General features: G+C 58.6%; 15 protein-coding genes and 1 pseudogene. 12 read left to right on the top strand and 4 right to left on the bottom strand.

Translation table 11 applies throughout. The annotated features are described in order from the left end of the window. From ABIL25_00005 to ABIL25_00025, 5 genes are all read left to right on the top strand, one after another. A partial coding sequence (locus ABIL25_00005) for a T9SS type A sorting domain-containing protein (GenBank protein MEO0080664.1) occupies positions 1-2256 on the top strand: 2256 nt, incomplete at its 5' end. 634 nt (positions 2257-2890) lie between these two features. Beyond that, positions 2891-3400, top strand: a complete 510-nt coding sequence (locus tag ABIL25_00010; protein MEO0080665.1) for a flavin reductase family protein — start codon at positions 2891-2893, stop codon at positions 3398-3400. Positions 3401-3420: 20 nt separating this feature from the next. Further along, on the top strand, positions 3421-4140 hold the full coding sequence (locus ABIL25_00015) for a methyltransferase domain-containing protein (GenBank protein MEO0080666.1): 720 nt from the start codon (positions 3421-3423) through the stop codon (positions 4138-4140). A gap of 41 nt (positions 4141-4181) precedes the next feature. Beyond that, positions 4182-5081: a cation diffusion facilitator family transporter gene (locus tag ABIL25_00020; protein ID MEO0080667.1), complete on the top strand. Its 900-nt coding sequence runs from the start codon at positions 4182-4184 to the stop codon at positions 5079-5081. Between the two features lie 259 nt (positions 5082-5340). Further along, the gene (locus ABIL25_00025) at positions 5341-6177 is read left to right on the top strand and encodes an Omp28-related outer membrane protein (GenBank protein ID MEO0080668.1); all 837 of its coding nucleotides are present in this window, start codon (positions 5341-5343) and stop codon (positions 6175-6177) included. 72 nt (positions 6178-6249) lie between these two features. Here the strand turns inward: ABIL25_00025 and ABIL25_00030 are convergent, their stop codons facing one another. Then, positions 6250-7419: a phosphoribosylaminoimidazolecarboxamide formyltransferase gene (locus ABIL25_00030; protein ID MEO0080669.1), complete on the bottom strand. Its 1170-nt coding sequence runs from the start codon at positions 7417-7419 to the stop codon at positions 6250-6252. 107 nt (positions 7420-7526) lie between these two features. Between ABIL25_00030 and ABIL25_00035 the strand changes: the two genes are divergently transcribed. From ABIL25_00035 to ABIL25_00065, 7 genes and pseudogenes are all read left to right on the top strand, one after another. After that, positions 7527-11015, top strand: a complete 3489-nt coding sequence (locus ABIL25_00035; GenBank protein ID MEO0080670.1) for a C25 family cysteine peptidase — start codon at positions 7527-7529, stop codon at positions 11013-11015. A 133-nt stretch (positions 11016-11148) separates the two neighbouring features. Continuing rightward, the gene (locus ABIL25_00040; protein ID MEO0080671.1) at positions 11149-11505 is read left to right on the top strand and encodes a type I restriction-modification system subunit M N-terminal domain-containing protein; all 357 of its coding nucleotides are present in this window, start codon (positions 11149-11151) and stop codon (positions 11503-11505) included. A 14-nt stretch (positions 11506-11519) separates the two neighbouring features. Further along, positions 11520-12248: a DUF3800 domain-containing protein gene (locus ABIL25_00045; protein ID MEO0080672.1), complete on the top strand. Its 729-nt coding sequence runs from the start codon at positions 11520-11522 to the stop codon at positions 12246-12248. Next, positions 12245-12721, top strand: coding sequence for a hypothetical protein (locus ABIL25_00050; protein MEO0080673.1), 477 nt, complete (start codon positions 12245-12247; stop codon positions 12719-12721). Before ABIL25_00045 ends, ABIL25_00050 begins: the two co-directional genes overlap by 4 nt. Positions 12722-13029: 308 nt before the next feature. Beyond that, positions 13030-13227 (top strand): annotated as a pseudogene (locus tag ABIL25_00055) (four helix bundle protein). A 950-nt stretch (positions 13228-14177) separates the two neighbouring features. Next, the gene (locus ABIL25_00060) at positions 14178-14723 is read left to right on the top strand and encodes an HDIG domain-containing metalloprotein (GenBank protein ID MEO0080674.1); all 546 of its coding nucleotides are present in this window, start codon (positions 14178-14180) and stop codon (positions 14721-14723) included. A 90-nt stretch (positions 14724-14813) separates the two neighbouring features. Continuing rightward, complete coding sequence (locus ABIL25_00065) at positions 14814-15704, top strand: glycine--tRNA ligase subunit alpha (protein ID MEO0080675.1); 891 nt, start codon at positions 14814-14816, stop codon at positions 15702-15704. A 360-nt stretch (positions 15705-16064) separates the two neighbouring features. On the opposite strand, the gene clpB is transcribed toward ABIL25_00065, so the two are convergent. The 3 genes from clpB to ABIL25_00080 form a co-directional block, all read right to left on the bottom strand. Continuing rightward, positions 16065-18632: an ATP-dependent chaperone ClpB gene (gene clpB, locus ABIL25_00070; protein ID MEO0080676.1), complete on the bottom strand. Its 2568-nt coding sequence runs from the start codon at positions 18630-18632 to the stop codon at positions 16065-16067. Between the two features lie 160 nt (positions 18633-18792). Beyond that, a complete protein-coding gene (locus ABIL25_00075) occupies positions 18793-19683 on the bottom strand; it encodes a DUF3108 domain-containing protein (protein ID MEO0080677.1) in 891 nt (296 codons plus the stop codon). A 16-nt stretch (positions 19684-19699) separates the two neighbouring features. Further along, positions 19700-20725 carry an RluA family pseudouridine synthase gene (locus ABIL25_00080; protein MEO0080678.1) on the bottom strand — a complete coding sequence of 342 codons (1026 nt, stop codon included), beginning with the start codon at positions 20723-20725 and terminating at the stop codon, positions 19700-19702. Positions 20726-20757 lie beyond the last annotated feature (32 nt).

Here is a 20757-nt window from a genome sequence, read left to right on the forward strand (position 1 = left end):
GCCTCCTGTTTCGAGTACTTTTCTTACGTGAGGCAACGGGGTAGCTTCGAGTACATTTTTGGTGAGGCAACGCGAGTACTTGACGCCGACCAGGCGAGGATTAGAATCTGCTCAGCGATCGGCTCTCTGCACCGGCCAGAAGGTGATATACTGATTGGAGGCATCATGCCAAGACTCTGTGTGCTCGCGCTGGCAATCGTCTGTGCTGCGTCGGCCCAGTCTTTCGACGACTCGCTCAATTGTCGATTCATGGGCAGTTGGGCTTTTGGCCCAAGCCTGATCGTGGCCCTTGACCAGTCACGGAACCTTGCATTCTGTGGCGCTGGTGGCGGGATATATGTATTCAACATCGCCAACCCGTCTCAGCCGGACAGTATCGCGGTGATATTCACACGCGGGGTGGCCCGCGGACTGGCCTACAGCACCAACCGACTGTACGTTGCGGCCGGTCAGGCCGGACTTGAGATTTGGGACGTGACTGCACCGGCAAACGCCACGTTGCTTTCTCGGCTGGACACCCCGGGCGCAGCATTCGGCGTCGCGCTCAACGACGGCTATGCTTACGTCGCCGACTACCACGCCGGCCTGCGCGTGATTGATGTCTCAAACCCGCAGAATCCGGTCGAAGTCGGATACTGCGAGACCCCGGGCACGGCCAGGAGCGTAGCTGTTCCCGGTGACTTCGCCTACGTTGCGGACGGCTACACCGGCCTGCGCATTATCGCGGTGGCCAATCCACAGAATCCGTACGAAATTGGTTCTTACGACACCCCGGGCTATGCCTCTGGTGTTGCGGTCTCGGGCAGCTTTGCTCATGTCGCAGATGGCGCTTCTGGCCTGCGTATCATCAACGTCTCAAACCCTCAGAATCCATACGAGGTTGGGTCATGTGCCATCCCGGACTTGGCCAATGGCGTTGCCGCAAACGGCACCTATGCCTATGTTGCGGCCCACACAGCGGGCCTGCGCATCATCAACGTTTCCAACCCCCAAAGCCCGACTGAAGTCGGCTTCCTCGACTCTGGCGGTTTTGCCCGTGGCGTTGTCTTTTCCGGCAACTATGCATATCTCGCGGACGGTTTCGAGGGACTGCGGGTAATCAGCATCGCCAACCCGCAGAATCCGACCGAAGTTGGTCACTTCGACGCGCCCGGATACGCCCACGATATCGCAGTCGCAGGACGCTATGCATATGTCGCAGACGGTGGGGCCGGAGTGCGAGTCATTGACATCGCTAACCCGCAAGACCCGAAGGAAACTGGCTATTGTGCAGCCGGATACGCCTGCAACATTGCTGTCTCAGGCAGCTTTGCCTATGTCGCGGCCGGCTGGGCCGGACTCGTGGTTCTCAACGTTGCCAACCCGCAGAACCCGTTCGAGGCCGGACGCTGTACTGTGGCCGACGATGTTTTCGGTGTTGCGGTCTCGGGCAACTACGCCTATGTCGCGGCCAGCGATGTGGGGCTACGTGTCATAGATATCTCCAACCCGCAGAACCCGGTCGAGGTCGGCGGTTGCCTGACTCCGGGTTCGTCGTTCGATGTTGCGGTCTCGGGCAACTACGCCTACGTCGCAGACCGGGACGCGGGGTTGCGTATCATTAGCATTGTCAACCCGCAGAACCCGGTCGAGGTCGGGTACTACAATACCTCTGGTATCTCCGGCGGGGTTGCGGTTTCCGGCAGCTATACTTACGTCGCAGACTACGATGCCGGGCTGCGCGTTATTGATGTCTCTAACCCGCAGAGCCCAACCGAGGTAGGATTCTACGACACACCCGGCTTTGCAACTGGGGTTTCGGTCTCTGGCAACTATGCCTACGTCGCGGACCGAGACTCAGGCCTGGTTGTGGTCAACATTTCAAATCCGCAAAACCCGTCGCTTGCCGGGTACTACCGCACCTCTGGTTGGTCTAACGGCATTACTGCCGCTGGAACCGTGGCCTATGTTGCGGACCGCGAAGGTGGAATGCAGATAATTGAATTCCTCGGCACCGGTTTGGAGAATGGCCCAGCCCGTGACGTCTCAGACTGTGCGCTAAAGGTTTTTCCGAATCCGGTTCGCAGCTTGGCACTCGTGCGCTGTCCTGACGGAGTGCCCGAAATCATGGTCTACGACGCCTCGGGCCGGCTGGTCCTGACCGCTACGCCCCATGGCGGCAGCGCTGTACTTTCTGGCCTTGGCTCCGGCGTGTACCTGCTGAGAACAGAAACTGCAGGCCACAGCCTGAGTGGCCGACTGGTAGTTCAGCAGTAACAAACCGGGTACGAATCGTAAACCGGCGGGCAACGGACCCGCCGGTTTCATGTTGGTACGAGCTCTGTGCAATGGTAACAACCCATGGCTAACCTTATGGTGAGGGAGGAGAGCCACCTATGTCCTTTCGAGTCTCGAACACCAGCGTGTAGATTTAGCGCTGATAGCTCGGGAACCTGATGTGAGCATCAGCAGGGTTTGTCGGCAGTTCCACATCAGCAGTAGAACCGGCAATAAGTGACTCAGACGGTACGAGTCCGAGGATTGGCCGGGTTCTGCAGACCGCAGCCGGCTTGGGCTCTGCCGTCAGGCTTCGCCTTGGGTAAACGCTGAGTTCACGTTTCGCCCCTGTTCTCAAAGTACAGGCAAATCGTCGGCAGTTGAGTAAGGTAGCAAAAGCGGCGCATCGTTCCGGCCGGCTGGATTCGGCGAGGGCGGCGGCATGTCTTGCTGCTGTTTCCGGATTTGACAAACAGCACCGGTTTGCAAGACTTTGCCCCATGGCACGTCTTCCCAAGAACGCGATAACCGCCTTCTTGGCCGCTGGATTCGCGACTGCACTTTCTATCACCACGAGTTCGTTATTAGCCCGACGGAGGACCAGTAACTGTCAGTACAAACTGATGGAGGATAGATGCCAAGCTTGAAACCAATATCGCCGCGCACGCTGTCGTGCGAAATTTTCAGACTAATTGACCAGGAGTGGATGCTTGTTACCGCGGGTACCATGAAACGGTGGAACACAATGACCGCAAGCTGGGGCGGGTTAGGCACGCTCTGGAATCGGCCGGTCGCCTTCTGCTTTGTCCGGCCCACGCGGTACACCTACGGCTTCATGGAAAAATCCCGGCGGTTTACGCTGTCGTTCTTTTCCCGAGGATACCGCAAACAGCTGCTTTTCTGCGGCACCAAGTCGGGCCGGGACGTGGACAAGGCCAAGGCAACCGGGCTTACCCCAGTGGCTGGCGCTCAGGGCACGGTTTATTTCAAGCAGGCACGGATGGTGTTTGAGTGCCGCAAGCTGTATTTCCAGGACATTCAGCCCGACAACGTGCTCGACCGTTCGATTCACAAACTATACCCGAAGAAGGACTATCACCGGATGTACATCGGTGAGGTGACAAGATTGCTGGTGCGGCGATAAGCGGCAACCTAGAGCGGATATTGCGGCGACAGCTCGGTCGCACCAGTGGCGGCCGGGTACTGGACGTTGCAACCGGACACGGCGATTTTGCACTTCTGCTTGTCCGTTCACTGGCCGACTACGACGAAGTCATCGGTATTGACACAGACCAGACCTCGCTTGCAACCGCACGCCGGGCCGCGGCTCGGCAGGGACTCACACAAGTACGGTTCCGGAAGATGGACGCGGCCAGCCTGCTGTTTCCTGACGCGAGTTTCGACACGGTCGCGGTCTCAAACTCGCTCCACCACCTGCGTGACCCACGGCAGGTTCTTGCTGAAATGATGCGGGTTCTCAAGCCGGCCGGGCTGTTCATCGTCCGGGAGATGTACCGCGACCGGTTGACGGCGGCGCAGAAGAGCCACTTGTTGTTTCATCACCTGCGTTCGGACATTGATACCGCGAACGGCGTGTTCCATCGTCACACCTATCAGCGGCGGGTTCTTGAGAGAATGTACCGGAGTCTTGGACTTACCGGGTTTCGCCTATTTGACCTGGGCGCGGGCGACGACGACCCTCGCACGACCGAAGCTCCCCGGCATCTCATCCGAATGCTCGATATCTGGCGCAGGCGACCTGTGGACCTACCAGGCATCCGGCTGAGAATCGAAGCAGTTGAGAAGCACATCCGGCAGCACGGATTCCTGCCGGCAAGTTCGCTTGTCGGTATTGGCCGCAAGCCTCGGACCGGAAAACGCTAGGCCGCCGGCTTGACACCGATTCACGCAGCCCTAGCCTTGTGATGATGAACCGGGCTGCAACAGAAAGTTCTGTCCGCGTGAACGAAGAGCGTAGCATCACGCTCGTCGGGTTGGTTACAAACGTCCTCCTTACCGGACTCAAGATAGCTGTCGGTGCCCTGACCGGTTCAGCAGCAATTATCGCCGACGGCCTGCATTCCGGCTCAGACCTTGCCTCAGACGTCGCGGTGCTCTGGTCAATCCGTCTTGCCCGCCGGCCGGCCGACTCCGACCACCACTTCGGCCATGCCCGCTACGACAACATCTTTGCGGTCGTCATCGGCGTGATGCTTATCATCGCCGCGCTCTGGGTCGGCATTGACTCAATCAAGACCATTGGCGAGCGCCATGCCGCGCTGACAAGCTGGTGGCCATTCTGGACTGCGATTGCCTCCATCGTACTCAAAGAAGGTCTGTACTGGTGGACGCGGATTATCGGCCGCCGCTATCGCAATCCGGCAATAATCGCCAATGCCTGGCACCACCGGTCCGACGCCTTCTCCTCGGCCGCGGTCGCGGTCGGCATCGCCGGTACGCTCATCGGCGGCCCGCGCTGGGCCTTCCTTGACCACCTGACCGCGGTTGTTCTCGCCGCGTTTCTCATCTACATCGGCGTGCGCATTGTCCGCGAAGCGGTCCACGAGCTTTCCGACCGTGCTCCGGACGAACAGACCGCGGCCGGCATCAGGAAAATCATCAGCACAATTCCCGGCGTCGTGAACTTCCACGCCTTCCGCGCGCGCCGGTCCGGTGGTATCATCGAGATTGACGTCCACATCCATGTTGCGGCCGACATCACGGTCAAAGACGGGCACGACATCGCCACAACGGTTGAAAAGCGGGTATGCGCTGAGTTCCCAGACGTTTCGAACGTTGTTGTCCATATTGAGCCCGAAGCCTAGCAGAATAGAATCGCATTGACCCGGCGCCCATGCCGGGCTAGAATCCTATACCTGAAAGACACTCAAGAAAGGAGTCTTGATGCTGCGCAAGCTTGTTGTACTGACCGCACTCCTCGCTCTCACCGGGCTCGGGTTTGAACGGATCGTTGTCTGCGAAGAAGCCTACCAAGAAGATTGAGCCTCCTGCGCACCTGCCAGCCGTGCGCTGGACCAGATAGTCCTGAGCAATCCGGGCCGAGTTGCGGCCGTTGCATGGCATGTGGACGCACAGTTTCCCCTGCATTCGCCTGAAGGTCGACTCAAGTTCCGCGCCTACCCGCCGCCATACCAGGGTGGCTATTACACACCCTGGCTCTGGGTTGACGGCCGTCAACGCGGCTCCACCTACAGCAACTGGGCGACCTATGTCAGCCAGCGATTGCCAGTCCCCGCGGACGTGCAAATCAATATTTCTGGCACCTACAACCCCGCAAACCGGCAAGGCGAAGCAGTAATCGAGATGGTCTCAAGCTCGAGCTCGCCGATTAGCGCCTCAGCCTTTGTTGTAGTCACCGAAGACAGCATCTACTATGCCGGCCCGAATGGTGACCCATGGCACAACCACGTGTGCCGGGACTACGTTCCAGACCATAACGGCACTCCGGTCTCGATTCCGGCTGGTGGCGTGGATACGCTAGTCATGCCGTTCGCGCTTGACCCGTCTTGGAATGAGAACCGCTGCAACGTCGTCGTATATCTACAGGGCCCGGTACAGACCGACTCCACCCGGCCGACCTACAACGGTGCTACTGTCGAAGTAATGTCGCTTGTTGGCTTGGCTGAACCCCGAGTTCCCGCCTACCAGCGGGTAGTGCTTTCCTGCCAGCCGAATCCCTGTCGCGGTCGCGCAGTCTTCAATGTCGCTTCGCCAGCCGGTACCCGTTACCGGCTCTCGGTCTTTGCGGCTGACGGCAGTCTCGCCTGGGAACGCAGTGGCATCTCCTCGGCCGAGACTGACCTTGTGTGGGACACCGGCCGGATGCCCAAAGGCGTGTACTCATGCCGACTGACAACTGCGGCCGGAACCGCAACCGCCAAACTTGTCCTGGTCGAGTAACCGGCCAGTTACAACTGCAGGGGCGGCTCTCCGCCCCTGCCTTCTTTCTTACTCGAACCCTTGAACCCTTTACTAGTGGTGGAACAGGCGCAACCCGGTGAATACCATCACCATTCCGTACTCATCGGCGGCGCGGATGATTCCTGCGTCCCGACTTGAACCGCCGGGCTGGACCACGTATCGCACTCCGGATTTCGCGGCTCGGTCAATGTTGTCCCGGAATGGAATGAACCCGTCCGAGCTCAGACTTGCCCGGTCAAACCTTGCCAGCCACTGCCGCCTCTCCTCCGGGGTCAGCGGCTCAGGCACCTGATTGAACGCCAGCCTCCACGCGGCCCGCTCGGCCTCGGTCACGTCCTCCTCAAGGTACAGGTCAATCGCATTGGCGCGTTCGCTCCGTGCCAACCCCTTCTTGAAGTCAAGCCCCAAGACCTTTGGGTGCAGGCGTAGGAACCACTTGTCCGCTTTGGCACACGCAAGTCGGGTGCAATGAATTCTGGACTGCTGCCCTGCTCCCACGCCGATAACCTGGCCGTCGTAGGCAACGCACACTGAGTTAGACTGGGTGTACTTGAGTACCAGGGTAGCAATCAGCATGTCCTGCCGGACACCATCCGGAATCGTCTTCTTCACCGTGACAACGTTGTGCAGCAACTCCGGGCTGATTACCGCATCGTTACGCTGCTGCTCAAGGAACAGACCGAACACCTGTCTTGTCTCGGTCGGTGGCGGTCGGTACTCAGGGTCAATCTCAAGGACCGGATACGTGCCGTCCTTCTTTGTCTGAAGCAACTTCAATGCCGGTTCATCGTAACCGGGTGCGATGCAACCGTCTGAAACCTCGCGGCTGATGACCCGTGCCGTCGGCTCGTCCACCTTGTCGCTCAATGCCACCCAGTCGCCAAAAGACGCCATCCGGTCTGCGCCCCGGGCCCGGACATAGGCCGAAGCCAAAGGCGAGAGCTCCAGCTTGCCCGCGGCACAGGATGCGGCAAGCTCAGGCGATAGCTCACCTGCGACTGCGGCGCCGGCCGGGCTCACATGCTTGAATGAGGCCGCTGCCGGAAGACCGGTAAGCTCGCGCAGTTCGCGTACCAGTTGCCAGGAGTTCAGAGCGTCAAGCATGTTCACGTATCCGGGCTGTCCGTTGAGCACACGCACGGGTAGTCTTCCATCAGGAACATACAACCGGGCAGATTGTTGATGAGGATTCAGACCATAGCGCAACCAAATCTCTTCCATCGCTTCAAACTACCCGGCGCTACCATACTGTCAAGTAATGCGCCAATTCTAACCGGCTTGACCCGGCACGGATAAGTCCGATACTTAGCCTGCCCAGGAGGCAATGAATGAAAACCGCCGTTCTTCTGTTAGTTCTAGCGTGTTTGGTCACAGCCGGCACGATTGAGGCAACGATTGAGTTCCTGCCCGGACAAGTGAACTTTGTTGAACGCAACGGATTCACATTGGTTGAACTGGATGTCCAACAGGAAGGACTAGTCGGCTCCTGGACCGGCGAGCCCGGACTGCCGCTCCTGCCGGTGGTCTCAGGCAACGTGCTGATTCCGGCCGGTTCTGATGTCGTGGCAGTCAAAGTCACCCCCTGCGACCGGCAAGAACTCGGTACCGGGCTTCTGATCCATCCGGCCCAGCCGGTGCGCACCTTCACCGAACTCGATGCCGGAAGCTGCGAATTCATCGAGCCAGATCGACGCGTCTATTCGAGCGACGACGTGTTTCCAGCCCAACCGCTCACCCGGGTGCCGGCCGGAACAAAGGCCGGGTTTCGGCTTGCTGGATTCGTCTACTGCCCGTTTGAGTATCGGCCAGCATCAGGCCGGCTGGTGCTTGTAACCCGGGCAAAGGTCTCGGTCAGTTTCCGCGAGAATGCGCTCGACGCACCGGTACTGACGCCAAACCAGTTCGCGCTTGCCGCCGAGGACGTGAGCCGGCTTGTGCTGAACAGAAAGGACATTGGCCGATACGGGCCGCACACAACTGCGAAGTTCGGTCGCGAGACCGACGTCGTTGTGTTCACAAACTCGACGCTTGCACCAGCACTTGCCGGTATCCGCTCGTGGCTCGAACGCAAGGGCTACTTCACCGACATTGTGGTTACCGACACGGTAAGCCAGCCGGGCCGTGACCGGTTCGAAAAGATGCGCAACCTTGTCAAGCATAAGTTCGCCGAACAAGGACTGAAATACGTCATTCTTGCCGGCGACGTCGAGCAGTGCTCGCTCCGCTACGCCTGGCTTCCATCTACGACATTCTACGTCCCGGCCGACATGTACTTCGCAGACCTGGACGGCTCCTGGGACGCAAACAACAACTCGAAATTCGGCGAGATGGAAGGCGACTCGGTTGACCTGTTCCACGACGTTTACGTTGGCCGTTTGCCTCTGGACTCGGCTCCGGACGCGGCCAACTTCCTTGCCAAAGATACCACTTACGAGCTTACACCTGATACCGCCTACCTAAACAACGCCCTACTGGCGCACGAAATAATGTGGGCAAACATTGGCTACCATGGCGGCTTTACCTCCCACAACATCGCCCGGACACTTGTCGGCAGTTCAAGCTGGGAGATAGATTCCGGGATGGACATCGGTCCGGGCCGTGTTACCGACGGCTTGAACGCCGGCCGGCACTTCTTCCACTTTGCCGGCCACGGCCAGAACGACCAGTTCGGCTCAACCTATTCCTCGGCCTACCTGCGGTTTCTCGCCAACGCGGCCAAACCGTGCATCGTAAACTCAGTCGCCTGCTTCACCGGCTGCTTTGACATGCCACCAGGCGATTGCATTGGTGAAAAAATGATGAACCTACAAACCGGCGGTTCGGTTGCGACGATGCTTCCGGCCCGGTACGGCTGGGGCGCGCCACCCTGCCTTGGTCCGAACGAAACATTCGACTGCATTCTCTTCGGGAACTACCTTACCGGCATGACCCTGGGCCGGGCCCATGGCCTGACCAAAGACTTCCTTCGCAACCTGTCGCTTTCTCAGATGCCGATGCGATATGCGAACTACACCAACACACTCCTTGGCGACCCGACGATGACTCTCTGGCGACGACCGCCGACAGCCCTGGCCGTAACTTGTCCGGACACGATTCCGGCAACACCGCAAGTGCTTCCGGTACAGGTGAACTCAACCAATGGCCCGGTCAAAGACGCACGGGTCGCAATCCTGCACTCAGGCGAACTTCTGGCCCGATCGGTGACGAACGCACAAGGAAGCGGCCACGTGCCGGTCTCCGGCCTGGAAAACGGTTGGACCCTTGACCTGTACGTCTCCGGCCAGGACTGCCAGATGTATCAAACCCGGATTGCGGTTGGAACTGGTGCCGGCGCGGCGCTTCCCGTATTCAAGCGCAGCCGGGTCGCTGACCCGAACGGACGACTTGACCCGTCCGAAGAATCAGACCTGTATCTTGTGATTGAGAACCGCGGCTCGGCTCAGATTGACTCTCTTGTCGGCACGCTTGTCAGCCTGTCGCCCTACGCTACCGTCACCCGCGCAACAGCCTTCTACGGCCTGATTCCAGCCGGTGACACTGCTACCGGCACCGCCTATCGTGTATCAGTCAGCCCTGCCTGCCCGCACGGACTTCGGGCCGGATTTGAGCTCACGCTCTCGTCCGGACCACACGAATGGCGCGCTGATTTCGAACTTCCGGTCGGCCTGCCCTATGCACGCGCCGGACTGTGGGCGGTGCTGGACACCGGTGACTACTGCCTGGCAGTATGCGCAAACGGCGGCATCGGTACGACCAGCTATCATGGCGAAGGAATTGGCTTCATCTACCCCAAGACCAGGAAGTTCTCATCCTCGGCCCTGATGCACGCAAGCCTAATCCTCGGCACCGACTCGACCTGGGTATGCGACAACTACTACGGAGCGCCGGACTGGACGGTCTGTTGTGAAGACTTCAGCTTAGCCGAGTCGGTCCGGCCGGTCTTGCCGCCCAAGCTCGGAGACAAGCAGTTCGTTACCAGGTTCACCGACGCCGCGCACCCGGCTCCCAAAGGCCTGAGCATCTCACATTCTGCCTATGGCAGTGCCCGACCAACACACAAAGACTTTGTCATTCTCGAATACCGGATCAGAAACAGCAGTGCGAACCACATTAGCAACCTGTACGCTGCGGTCGCCTGCGACTTCCGCACCCCGGGCTGGAACGTCAACGACTCATTCGACTACGCCGGGACTGACTCCTTGCGCAACATTGCCTACGTAAAGTCAGCAGACTCAGGCGAAACCCTGGCGCTCGGCATCCGCCACATCTACCCGAACCAGACAACAGGCTTTGCCAACTGCCTGAACGACTGGACCTGGGTTGCCAACGGATTCACCAAGGCTGAAAAGATGGGGTTCATGAACGGCACCCTGCGTTCAACGAACGGACCGACTCCGGGCAACTGGAGTGCAATGTCATCCTCAGGCCCGTACTCGCTTGCGGCCGGAGACAGCCAAATTGTCGCGTTCGCACTGTGTGGCGCTCGCACTGTGGCCGAACTGCTGACTATCTCAGACACTGCGGCCGCATGGTACAACCCGGCCGGAGGAAACGCCGGCGAGCAAACTATCCGCCCCGAACACGGACTTCAGGTTTTCCCGCATATCTTCAGCCGCGGCATTCACATCTCCTACTCACTTGACCGGCCCGGCCGGCTTGAAATCCTGGCCTGTGATGCCAGTGGCCGGGTCGTGACTACGTACCGTCACTTCGCATCGGCCCGAACCGGCCGCTTCTTCTGGCAGCCCCAACTTGCACCCGGGGTTTACTTCCTGCGCTGCGGCCAGAACGCTGCCAAGATTCTCAAAGTCCACTAGCTTGACAGGCAAGACCAACAGAATTGCATAGCGGGCAACGAGGCCACGGACCAGAAAGTAGTCCGGTGGTCGGACAAATGCGAACTCTTGGCAGGAATGAGTGGATTGCATGCCACAGCAGTCAAGTAGGCTTATGACCAAGCTGACATTGCCCCAACTGGAGCGGCACCTGTTTGCCGCGGCCGACATTCTGCGCGGGAAGATGGATGCGTCCGAGTTCAAAGAGTACATCTTCGGGATGCTTTTCCTCAAACGCTGTTCGGACGTATTCGAACAGTCCCGCCAGCGAATCATCGAAGAAAACATCCGACGCGGCCGCACCCAGGCCGAAGCGCAGAAGGGGGGCAAGGTATTTTTCATCAACGACGCCCACGATGCCGGGATTCGGGCCGAGGAGGCGTATCTGGCGAAGATGAAGATGCGCAAGCAGGGCCTGATGCACGACCTGCTGACGGGGAAGGTGAGGGTGAAGGAGGAAGAGACGACATGAGGCAGGAGGATACGATGCGGGGATTGGAGGTAGCGATGCCGGAGAAGTACAACATTTATTGCGACGAGAGTTGTCATCTGGAACACGACCGATGTGATTTCATGGGCTTGGGCGCAATCTGGTGTCGGTCAGCAGATGCCAGTAAGCTGGCCAGCTTGATCTCAGGACTCGCGGCCAGGTACAACGCCAAGGGCGAGCTGAAGTGGAATAAGGTATCGAAGTCCCGCCAAGCCTACTACATCGAATTGGTTGACCTTTTTTTCAGGACGCCGGGGCTTCACTTTCGCTGTCTCGTGGTCGAGAACAAGTCGCGGCTCGAACACGAGCAGTTCAACCGGGGCAGCCACGATTCGTTCTACTACAAGATGTACTACTACCTGCTGCGCAACATTGTCGCCAAGGGCCGTGAATACAAGATCTATCTCGATGCCAAGGATACCAGGGGTAGCGAACAGGTGCGCACCTTACATGAAGTTCTCTGCCGGGGGATGTACGATTTCGAGTACAGGACTATTACGGAGATACCACTGGTCAGGTCGCACGACCTACGTTTGTTGCAACTGGCTGACTTTTTGACCGGTGCGGTGGTGTGCCACAACCGAGGGATCAAAGTGACGGAGGCAAAGCGTGCAGTTATCAAGCGGATTCTGGACTACCTGCCCACCGATCTTCGCCGCTCCACACCGCCGTGGGAAGAGAAGTTCAACCTGTTTGTGTTCACTCCTACCGAGGTGAAGGTTTGAGTGTCTTGCCCGGCTTCCTGCCGTCAAGGCTGGTTCTTACCCAGAACTGGGAACGGGATGTCGAGTTTCTCTACCAGCAGTTCTCTGCCGATTTCAAGGTAAGTTGTCCCACGTATCGTGGCCGAAACGTTATTCATGACCGACGACAGAAGGACGGCAAGGAACTTGCGTTCTGGCACTTGGTGACTCGTGGCGACCACCGTAATTACGCTGGTACGCCGGACTATGATCGTGCCGAGCGGTTGCCGTGGGTGAAGGCACTGATTGAACATCCAGATGAGCCCGGGGTCAGGTGTTTTGAGCATCGCGAGGGTAGCGGGGTGATACGCACGTATATCTGGTATGAGGCTGGAGATTTCGTTGTGGTACTGGAACCGCTGAGTCGCGGAGCCATGCGATTAATAACGGCGTTCTATGTCCAGAGCGAGATGCGACGCCAAGAAATGAGGAACAAGTATGCCCGGCGAGTCTAAAATGGCGGCCACCGCAGAGCGGTGGCCGAGCTCCTTCTACCGTAGGTAGATGAGACAACTAATACTAGCAACTGTAACTGCTTTGTCAAGTATTGAGGGACGGCGGCACATTCCAGGGTGGTTTAGCTTGTTACAGTGTTTTATGACCGCATGGAACTGCCATCCACATAGTCTCGCATGCAAGGTCTGCTGACTGGGAAGCTGAGGGTGAAGTGAACGGGCACGAATCGGACGGAGCTGGCCGAACGGACGGACCGGCCGGCAAAGGGCGCTACCGGCGGCTCCGGCCGAGTGGCGGTTACCGCGAGTTGCGGTCGTTTCAGGTGGCGACCGCCATCTACGACGCCACCGTTGCCTTCTGCGACCGACTTGTTGACCCCAAGTCGCGTCTGCGCGACCAGATGGTACATGCGGCGCGCTCCGGGAGGCAGAATATCGCCGAAGGGAGCCGCGCTTCTGCAACATCCAGCCAGACCGAACTGCGGCTGGTGAACGTAGCCCGCGCCATGCCCGACTGGGCAGAACGTAAGAACTGGCTGGCCCAGAACGGCTCCAGGTTCGACCTCTAGCAAGCCCGCAGGTACTGGCAAGAAACCTGGGACGCTGAGTTCTGCTAGAAGCCTTCTCTCACCAATCCAATATTACGCACCGTAGGCCCGTTAGCATACGTTCCGGGCAATATGCACCTACCTCTCCCAGTATAGGGCGATTGCGTAAGTCCTTGATAGCCAGCATGTTATAGTACAGAGCGAGTATCCTGGCACAGGGATAGGCACATGGACAGGGGGTTACCCGGTGACCTGGGGAGTGACTCCCCGTCTGAGTCAGGTTCTGAAACCGCACTTGAGTTACGAGCTCAGGCCGGTTCTGAGTTCAGGGCTGAGTTGAAGGATCAGGGAGCATCTTAAGTGGCCTGTGAATGGGGACTTGAGATAGTCTGTCTGTGGCTACGTCACATGGTGTGTGAGGTGGCATCTGACTGTTGGTCTGACTGGTTAGTTCAGAAGCCAGTTCAGCGGTCTTGTCAGGGGCAGTTTCAGCCAGGTTGTCAGGGCCGGGCTGAGTTTCGGCTTGAGCCGGTTTCTAAGTTCTTGGTTCAGGCTGCATGTAAGCGGCAGCCTGACATGGCCAGTTTAGCCCTAATCAGTCATGCCGGCATGGTGGGTGGCGCTTTGCTGTTGCTTTGGCGTGAGTCAACCACCGGTGCGTAGCCGTGTTGTCGTGTCTTAGACTCGCTTCCTTTGTCGTTCCTGGCCCGTTGTTCTTGTTCTTTCGTTTCGTGACGTTCGTAGCCCAGTGGTCAATTCCATGTCGGCGGTCAGTCTGCGAAGGTGGATTGACACCCCGGGCCCCGGTTCTATAATTCGCCACGAGATGAAACCACAACTGAACGCCGCTGTCTGGCCCCGCCTTCAGGCAATGGAATACTTCCACCCTTGGCGGCCCGGAGGAAACAATGACGCGTGAAGAAGCATGGTCTTTGGTTCAGTCCAGGGTTGCCAATCGTAATCTGCAGAAGCATATGCTGGCAACCGAAGCATGCCTGCGCGGACTGGCCCGAAGCCTGGGCGAGGATGAAGAGAAATGGGGCTTGGCCGGCCTGGTGCACGACATAGACTACGAGGAAACCAAGAACGATACATCCAAGCACGGGCACGTCGGTGCGGAGATGCTCAAGGCGCAGAACGTGGAACCGGATGTGATTCACGCGGTACTGGCGCACGTAAGCGCAGTGCCGGCTGAGAGCAATTTGGACAAGGCGCTGTATGCCGCCGACCCGATTACCGGGCTGATCGTTGCCGCAACCCTGATGCATCCGACCAAGAAGCTTGCCAATGTGGACACCGAGTTTGTTCTGCGTCGGTACGCTGAGAAGCGTTTTGCCGCTGGTGCAAACCGGGAGCAGATTGCCACCTGCTCCACCCTAGGCCTGACGCTTGAGGAATTTACCGCCATCTGCCTTGATGCAATGAAGGGAATTGCGTCGGAGCTCGGATTATGAGAAGGCTGGCCGCCGATTGCTTGCCGTTTGCTGTCCAGCAGTCCGGACTCCGATTTGCTGCCGTCTGCGGTCTTGTTTCTGGTATCTGAGATGCCTTCGACCAGCCCACTTTCTCTTCAGGAAATAATCCAGCGTCTTCAGGCTTACTGGGCAAGCCAGGGCTGTGCCATCCTCGCGCCCTACAATTCTGAGGTCGGAGCCGGCACTTTCAATCCGGCGACGTTTCTGCGGGTGCTCGATTCCAAGCCTTGGAACGTTGTCTACGTTGAGCCGTCCAAGCGTCCACGCGATGGCCGCTACGCTCAGAACCCGCTGCGCGTCCAGCAGTTCTGGCAGCTCCAGGTTATCTTGAAACCGGTGCCGAATGATATCCAGGACCGATACTTGAAGAGTCTTGAGGCGGTTGGTATTGACCTGGCACAGAACGACGTCCGGTTCATCGAGGACGACTGGGAGTCTCCTACCTTGGGCGCATGGGGGCTGGGCTGGGAGGTAGACCTGAACGGTATCGAAATTACTCAGTTCACCTATTTCCAGCAGTGCGGCTCGCTGGACCTTGTGGTGATTCCGGTCGAGCTGACCTATGGCCTGGAGCGGATTGCGATGTTCGTTCAGGACGTGAAGTCCATCTTTGATGTGCGCTGGAATGAGCATCTTACTTGGGGCGATGTGTTCCGCCAGAACGAGGAAGAATGGTCCGCCTTCAATTTCAAGGAGGCCGACGTAGCCCTGTACCGCGAGCTCTTTGACCGGTTTGAGTCTGAAGCAAGGCGGCTGCTGAAACTCGGTCTGGTGTTTCCCGGGTATGACCACGTCATCAAGTGCTCGCATTTCTTCAATCTGCTTGAGGCACGCGGCAGTATCAGCGTATCCGAACGGCAGAGCTATATTGCCCGTGTTCGTCGTCTTGCCCGGCTTGCCGCCACCGCCTACCTGGACAAAGTCAACGGCCAGCATTCGACCGCTGACCGCTCAAAGTAACCCGGACACAATTTCAATCGCCGGCAGACTAGGTCACTGAGAGTTTCAGGTCGGCATCCCTCTGTCAGAAGCAGTCTCCGACCAACTGCTGCCCCTGTTTTCCGCCCGCTTCGTGTCCTTCGCGACCTTGAGGCGCAAGAGCCGGCCCGCAACTTCGGGCCGGCTTCATTGATGATTCCTCGGGGACTGCCGCTTACCTGCTTTCTGTGGGCGTCAGTTTTCTCGAACGCTGCTCAACCTTTGAGCATCGTTCGCTGCTCGCCCGCCTGGGCAGGTGTCCCCGAAAATGGCGTCGGGAGCGGGGAAACAAGGGGGTTTTTTGGTGGGTTGGGAAGGAGGGATACCCGCTCCCGACAAATTCTACACTCCCGATTGTACGCCCTGTGGCGAAAGAACAATCTTTCCGTCCGACACCGTCAATTTGACCTGTGCCGGTCGGTGTTTGAGCATCAGCTCGGCGAGCGGATTCTCAATCAGGCGTTGTATGACGCGTTTCAGAGGCCGTGCCCCGTAATCAGGGTCGAAGCCTTCCTTCACAAGAACATCCTCCACGCCATGAGTAATTATAAGCCCCACCCCCTGCTCTGTCAACAACTTCTTTACGCGATCAAGTTGAATATCAACTATCTTGCGGATGTCATCTCGCGTCAGCGGGTTGAAGACGACGATTTCGTCAATCCGGTTCAGAAACTCGGGTCGGAAGCTGCGCCGCAGCAGTGCCATCAGTTCTTCACGATCAAACCGGCCGGCACGGGCAAGCTCAGTTCCGAGGTTTGAGGTCATGATGATAATCGTATTCTTGAAGTCAACGGTTCGGCCATGGCCGTCGGTCAGCCGGCCATCGTCAAGAATCTGAAGCAGTACGTTGAACACGTCGGCGTGCGCCTTCTCGATCTCATCTAAGAGCACGACACGGTAAGGCCGGCGCCGAACCGCCTCAGTCAACTGCCCGCCCTGCTCGAACCCGACGTACCCGGGCGGTGCGCCAACTAGCCGTGATACGGTGTGACGCTCGCCGTATTCAGACATGTCAAGCCGAACCATCGCCTCCTCGGTGTCAAACAACACCCGGGCCAGGGTCCGGGCCAGTTCGGTCTTGCCGACTCCGGTCGGACCAAGGAATATGAAGCTGCCGACCGGCCGGTTCTGGTCCGCAATGCCGGCCCGGGCCCGTCGGATGGCGTTGGCGACCGCGGCCACGGCCGCATCCTGGCCCACGACCCGCTTCTGAATTTCCTCCTCAAGCCGTAAGAGCTTCTCCCGTTCGGATTCCAGAAGGTTCGCAACCGGTATGCCGGTCCACTTGGCGACGACTTCGGCAATATCCTCTTCGGTTACCTGTTCACGCAGGAGCCGGTTGCCTTTGTCTTTGGCTTTGAGTGCGGCCAGCTTCTTCTTGAGCTCGGCCAGCCGGCCGTATTCGAGCTCGGCGGCTCGGTTCAGGTCGTACTTCCGCTTAGCCGCATCAATCTCGTTGGTAACCCGTTCGATCTCCTCGGTAAGCCGGGAACGCTCCTCCACTTCGGCCCTTTCGGTCTCCCACTGCGCGGTCAGTCGTTTCTGTTCCTCTTTCAGGCCGGCGATTTCCTTCTCGATTTCGGCAAGCCGCTTCTGCGACGCCTCATCTCGGTCCCGGGCCAGCGACAATTTCTCCATCTCCAGTTGCACGAGCTTTCTGTCCACTTCGTCGAGTTCAACCGGCTTGGAGGTAATTTCCATCTTGAGCTTGGCCATCGCCTCGTCCACTAGGTCAATCGCCTTGTCCGGCAGGAACCGGTCAGAAATATAGCGGTTTGACAAGACTGCTGCGGCCACTAGTGCCGCATCGGTAATCTGCACACCGTGATGTACCTCGTAGCGCTCCTTGAGTCCCCGCAGAATCGAAATCGTCTCCTCAACCGTGGGCTGGTCCACGTACACCGGCTGGAACCTGCGCTCCAAAGCCTTGTCTTTCTCAATGTACTGCCGGTACTCATCCAGGGTGGTTGCGCCGATGCAACGCAGTTCGCCCCGTGCGAGCATCGGCTTCAAGAGATTCCCGGCATCAACCGCACCCTCAGCCTTACCTGCGCCCACGACGGTGTGCAGCTCATCAATGAACAGAATAATGCCGCCCTCAGACGACGCCACTTCCTTGAGCACCGCCTTGAGCCGGTTCTCGAACTCACCCCGGTACTTGGAGCCGGCGATAAGTGCGCCCATATCAAGCGCAACAACCTTCCGGTCTTTCAGTGACTCGGGAACATCGCCCCGGACAATGCGCTGAGCCAGACCTTCAACGATTGCGGTCTTGCCCACTCCGGCCTCGCCGATTAGCACCGGGTTGTTCTTGGTCCGACGGGAAAGCACCTGAATTACCCGCCTGATTTCATCATCCCGGCCAATGACCGGGTCCAATTTGCTTTCGCGGGCAAGCTTTGTAATATCCCGGCCAAACTTCTCCAAAGGCTGATACCTCTCTTCAGCCGCCTGGTCGGTCACGCGCTGGCTGCCTCGCAGTTGCTTAAGTGCGGCCAGCACTTTCGCCTCGGTTATGTCGAAGTTCCTGAATATCCGCTGGGCATCGCCATCCCGCAGCCCGAGAATCGCAAGAAACAGATGCTCGGTCGAGATGTACTCATCCTTGAACTTCCGGGCCAGATTCTCGGCTCCGGCCAGCACCTGTCTTGCCCGGGCCGACATGTACAACTGGCCGTCACCGCCCGAAACTCTGGGTCGGTCAGCAAGCGCCGCCTGCACATGCTCCAAGACCTGGACCGGATCAGCTCCAGTCTTCTTCACCAGTTGCGGCACGAGCCCTTCCGGCTGATCCAGCAGCGCCACCAAGATGTGCTCGGCATCCAACTCGCTATGCTGGAACCTCGCCGCAACCGACTGGGCCGAAGCCAGCGCCTCCTGAGCCTTCTCCGTGAACCTTTCGATATTCATCTCCTATTAGACCTGATTCCAGCGCTCACGATGCAGTCCGATTGGTATGACGCCATAGTTCACCATTCTATCTCGTCTTTCCCTTCGCTGTCGAACAAGACGGTTGAAACGATTGGGTGAACCTTATGACGCTCCGGCGCAAGACGCCAGAGCCGATCAGCTAACGCACTGTATCCGTGGCCGTGCTGCTAGCTTGGTAGCTGACGAGTCTCAGCTCGGTTTTACTCTCCGGGTTGGCAAGCCCGGCCAGGCGGTGCGGCTCGGCCAGCTCGTACCAGAACCGGGTCTGCCGACGCAGCATTCTCAGCGACACCTCCCGGCACATGATATCGCCCAGGCCGGTCGTAACCACCTTGGTGCCCAGCACTTTGACTTTGACCGGCAGAACACGCATGTCCATCGGCACAACCGTCGCAAAGCTTAGGGTCGTGGCCGGCACCAAAGGCAGGGCCCGTAGTACGAACGAGATCATCTCATTGTCATAGGCGCGGGCCGGGATCGGCAGTACCTGCATCTGCGTGCCGTCAATGCTTCGCTTCGTCACCGTCACCCGGCCCGGCGCATATTCTGCTTCCAGGTCAAAGACGGCAATCGCAGTCTCAAGCACGCGCGCCGAACGGAGCGGCTCAAGGTTGTCGCGACGCATGACCACAACCGCGGAATCAGCAAAATATTCATCCGCACTAACTGTCTCGACCACGGTTATCAAGCGGATGGTCGGCACCACGCTTCTACTCGAACCGGCCGGCTGGAGTAGCTCCTCATCGAAGCGCACCTGGCTTGTTAGCCGGTAAAGCACCGAATCGTTCCGAATAATGTCATAAACCGAAGTCTCGCCATCCTGCCACTCCGGTGGCTTCAGGACGACCGGCGGTGTCTCATGTTCGGCTGGGCAGGCAGCCAGGAGCAGTCCGAAAAAACTGAAGGCGGTGCGCAGCCAGCGAACAATATTGCCCGCGGACGGTCCGACCCCGGGCCCGAGTCCGCACCTGCCGACGTGCGCCGGTGTCGGCAATTCCGATGTCTGACTCACGCCTTCTGACTTCCCCATAAGTAAGTAATACCCTTTATTCCGCCGCGGTCAAGTCCGCCACCTCCCCAGGACCCGGTCGCAAACTACGCTCAAGATAAAGCAACAACTGCTCCATATCTTCAGGCAAGGGCGAGGTAAACTCTACGTACTTACCGGTGCGCGGATGATTGAATCCGAGCCGGGCCGCATGCAAAGCCTGGCGCTTGATAATCGTCATCATATCACGAAACATCGGCATCTGGTGTCGAAACCGGACAACAGCCTGCGACCGACCACCATATTCCGGATCGCCGACTACCGGATGACCGATGTGCTGCAAGTGCACCCTAATCTGGTGAGTCCGGCCGGTCTTGAGCCGCAAACGGAGATAGGTACAGATGTCGTATCGCCGAAATACCTGATAGTTGGTAACCGCGGTCCTTGCCGCAAACGGCGTAACCGCCATCCGGGTCCGGTCAATGGTGTGCCGGCCAATTGGTGCATCAATCGTGCCCTCGTCGAGTTCAAAATCGCCCCAGGCAAATGCTAGGTACTCCCGGACAACCGTACGATGCTCAATCTGGTACCCGAGCGCGGCCAACGCCTCGTCGGACTTAGCAAACACAAGCAGACCGGTCGTATCCTTATCCAACCGATGCACGACCCCGGGCCGGGACAGCGAATCCTGGCGCAAAGGCAGGTTCCGGCAGTGATAGAGCAGTGCGTTCACCAGTGTCCCGCTACGGTTGCCCCGTGCTGGATGCACCACCAGCTTCGCCGGCTTATTGATGACGATAACATCGTCGTCCTCATACACGATGCTGAGGTCTATCCTCTGAGGCTCAAGCGTAATCTCCGGCTCCAACTCGAACTCAGCCGAAACCTCATCGCCCGGTTTCACCCGGTATCCGGGCTTGCTCGGCTGCCCGTTCACCAGAACCCGACCTTCGCTAATCAGCCGGGCAGCACGCGTCCGGGACACACCAACCCCCGAGAGCACAAGGTACTGATCCAGACGCTTGCCCCAGAGCCTTTCCGAGGCGATCCGGTGAAACCTTTTCAGTTGGCCTGTGTCCGACACATCACGCTCGCGGCCGCGGTCTGGCGTAATGA

It is taken from the genome of candidate division WOR-3 bacterium (genome assembly GCA_039801365.1).
In the GTDB taxonomy this organism is placed as follows: Bacteria; Hydrothermota; Tepidihabitantia; order Tepidihabitantales; family Tepidihabitantaceae; genus JBDRUN01.

Excerpts from the sequence above, each read along its gene's own strand:
- ABIL25_00010 (MEO0080665.1), top strand. The coding sequence starts at position 2,891 with ATGCCAAGCTTGAAACCAATATCGCCGCGCACGCTGTCGTGCGAAATT.
- ABIL25_00020 (MEO0080667.1), top strand. The coding sequence starts at position 4,182 with ATGATGAACCGGGCTGCAACAGAAAGTTCTGTCCGCGTGAACGAAGAG.
- ABIL25_00030 (MEO0080669.1), bottom strand. The coding sequence starts at position 7,419 with ATGGAAGAGATTTGGTTGCGCTATGGTCTGAATCCTCATCAACAATCT.
- ABIL25_00035 (MEO0080670.1), top strand. The coding sequence starts at position 7,527 with ATGAAAACCGCCGTTCTTCTGTTAGTTCTAGCGTGTTTGGTCACAGCC.
- ABIL25_00040 (MEO0080671.1), top strand. The coding sequence starts at position 11,149 with ATGACCAAGCTGACATTGCCCCAACTGGAGCGGCACCTGTTTGCCGCG.
- ABIL25_00045 (MEO0080672.1), top strand. The coding sequence starts at position 11,520 with ATGCGGGGATTGGAGGTAGCGATGCCGGAGAAGTACAACATTTATTGC.
- ABIL25_00060 (MEO0080674.1), top strand. The coding sequence starts at position 14,178 with ATGACGCGTGAAGAAGCATGGTCTTTGGTTCAGTCCAGGGTTGCCAAT.
- ABIL25_00065 (MEO0080675.1), top strand. The coding sequence starts at position 14,814 with ATGCCTTCGACCAGCCCACTTTCTCTTCAGGAAATAATCCAGCGTCTT.
- clpB (MEO0080676.1), bottom strand. The coding sequence starts at position 18,632 with ATGAATATCGAAAGGTTCACGGAGAAGGCTCAGGAGGCGCTGGCTTCG.
- ABIL25_00075 (MEO0080677.1), bottom strand. The coding sequence starts at position 19,683 with ATGGGGAAGTCAGAAGGCGTGAGTCAGACATCGGAATTGCCGACACCG.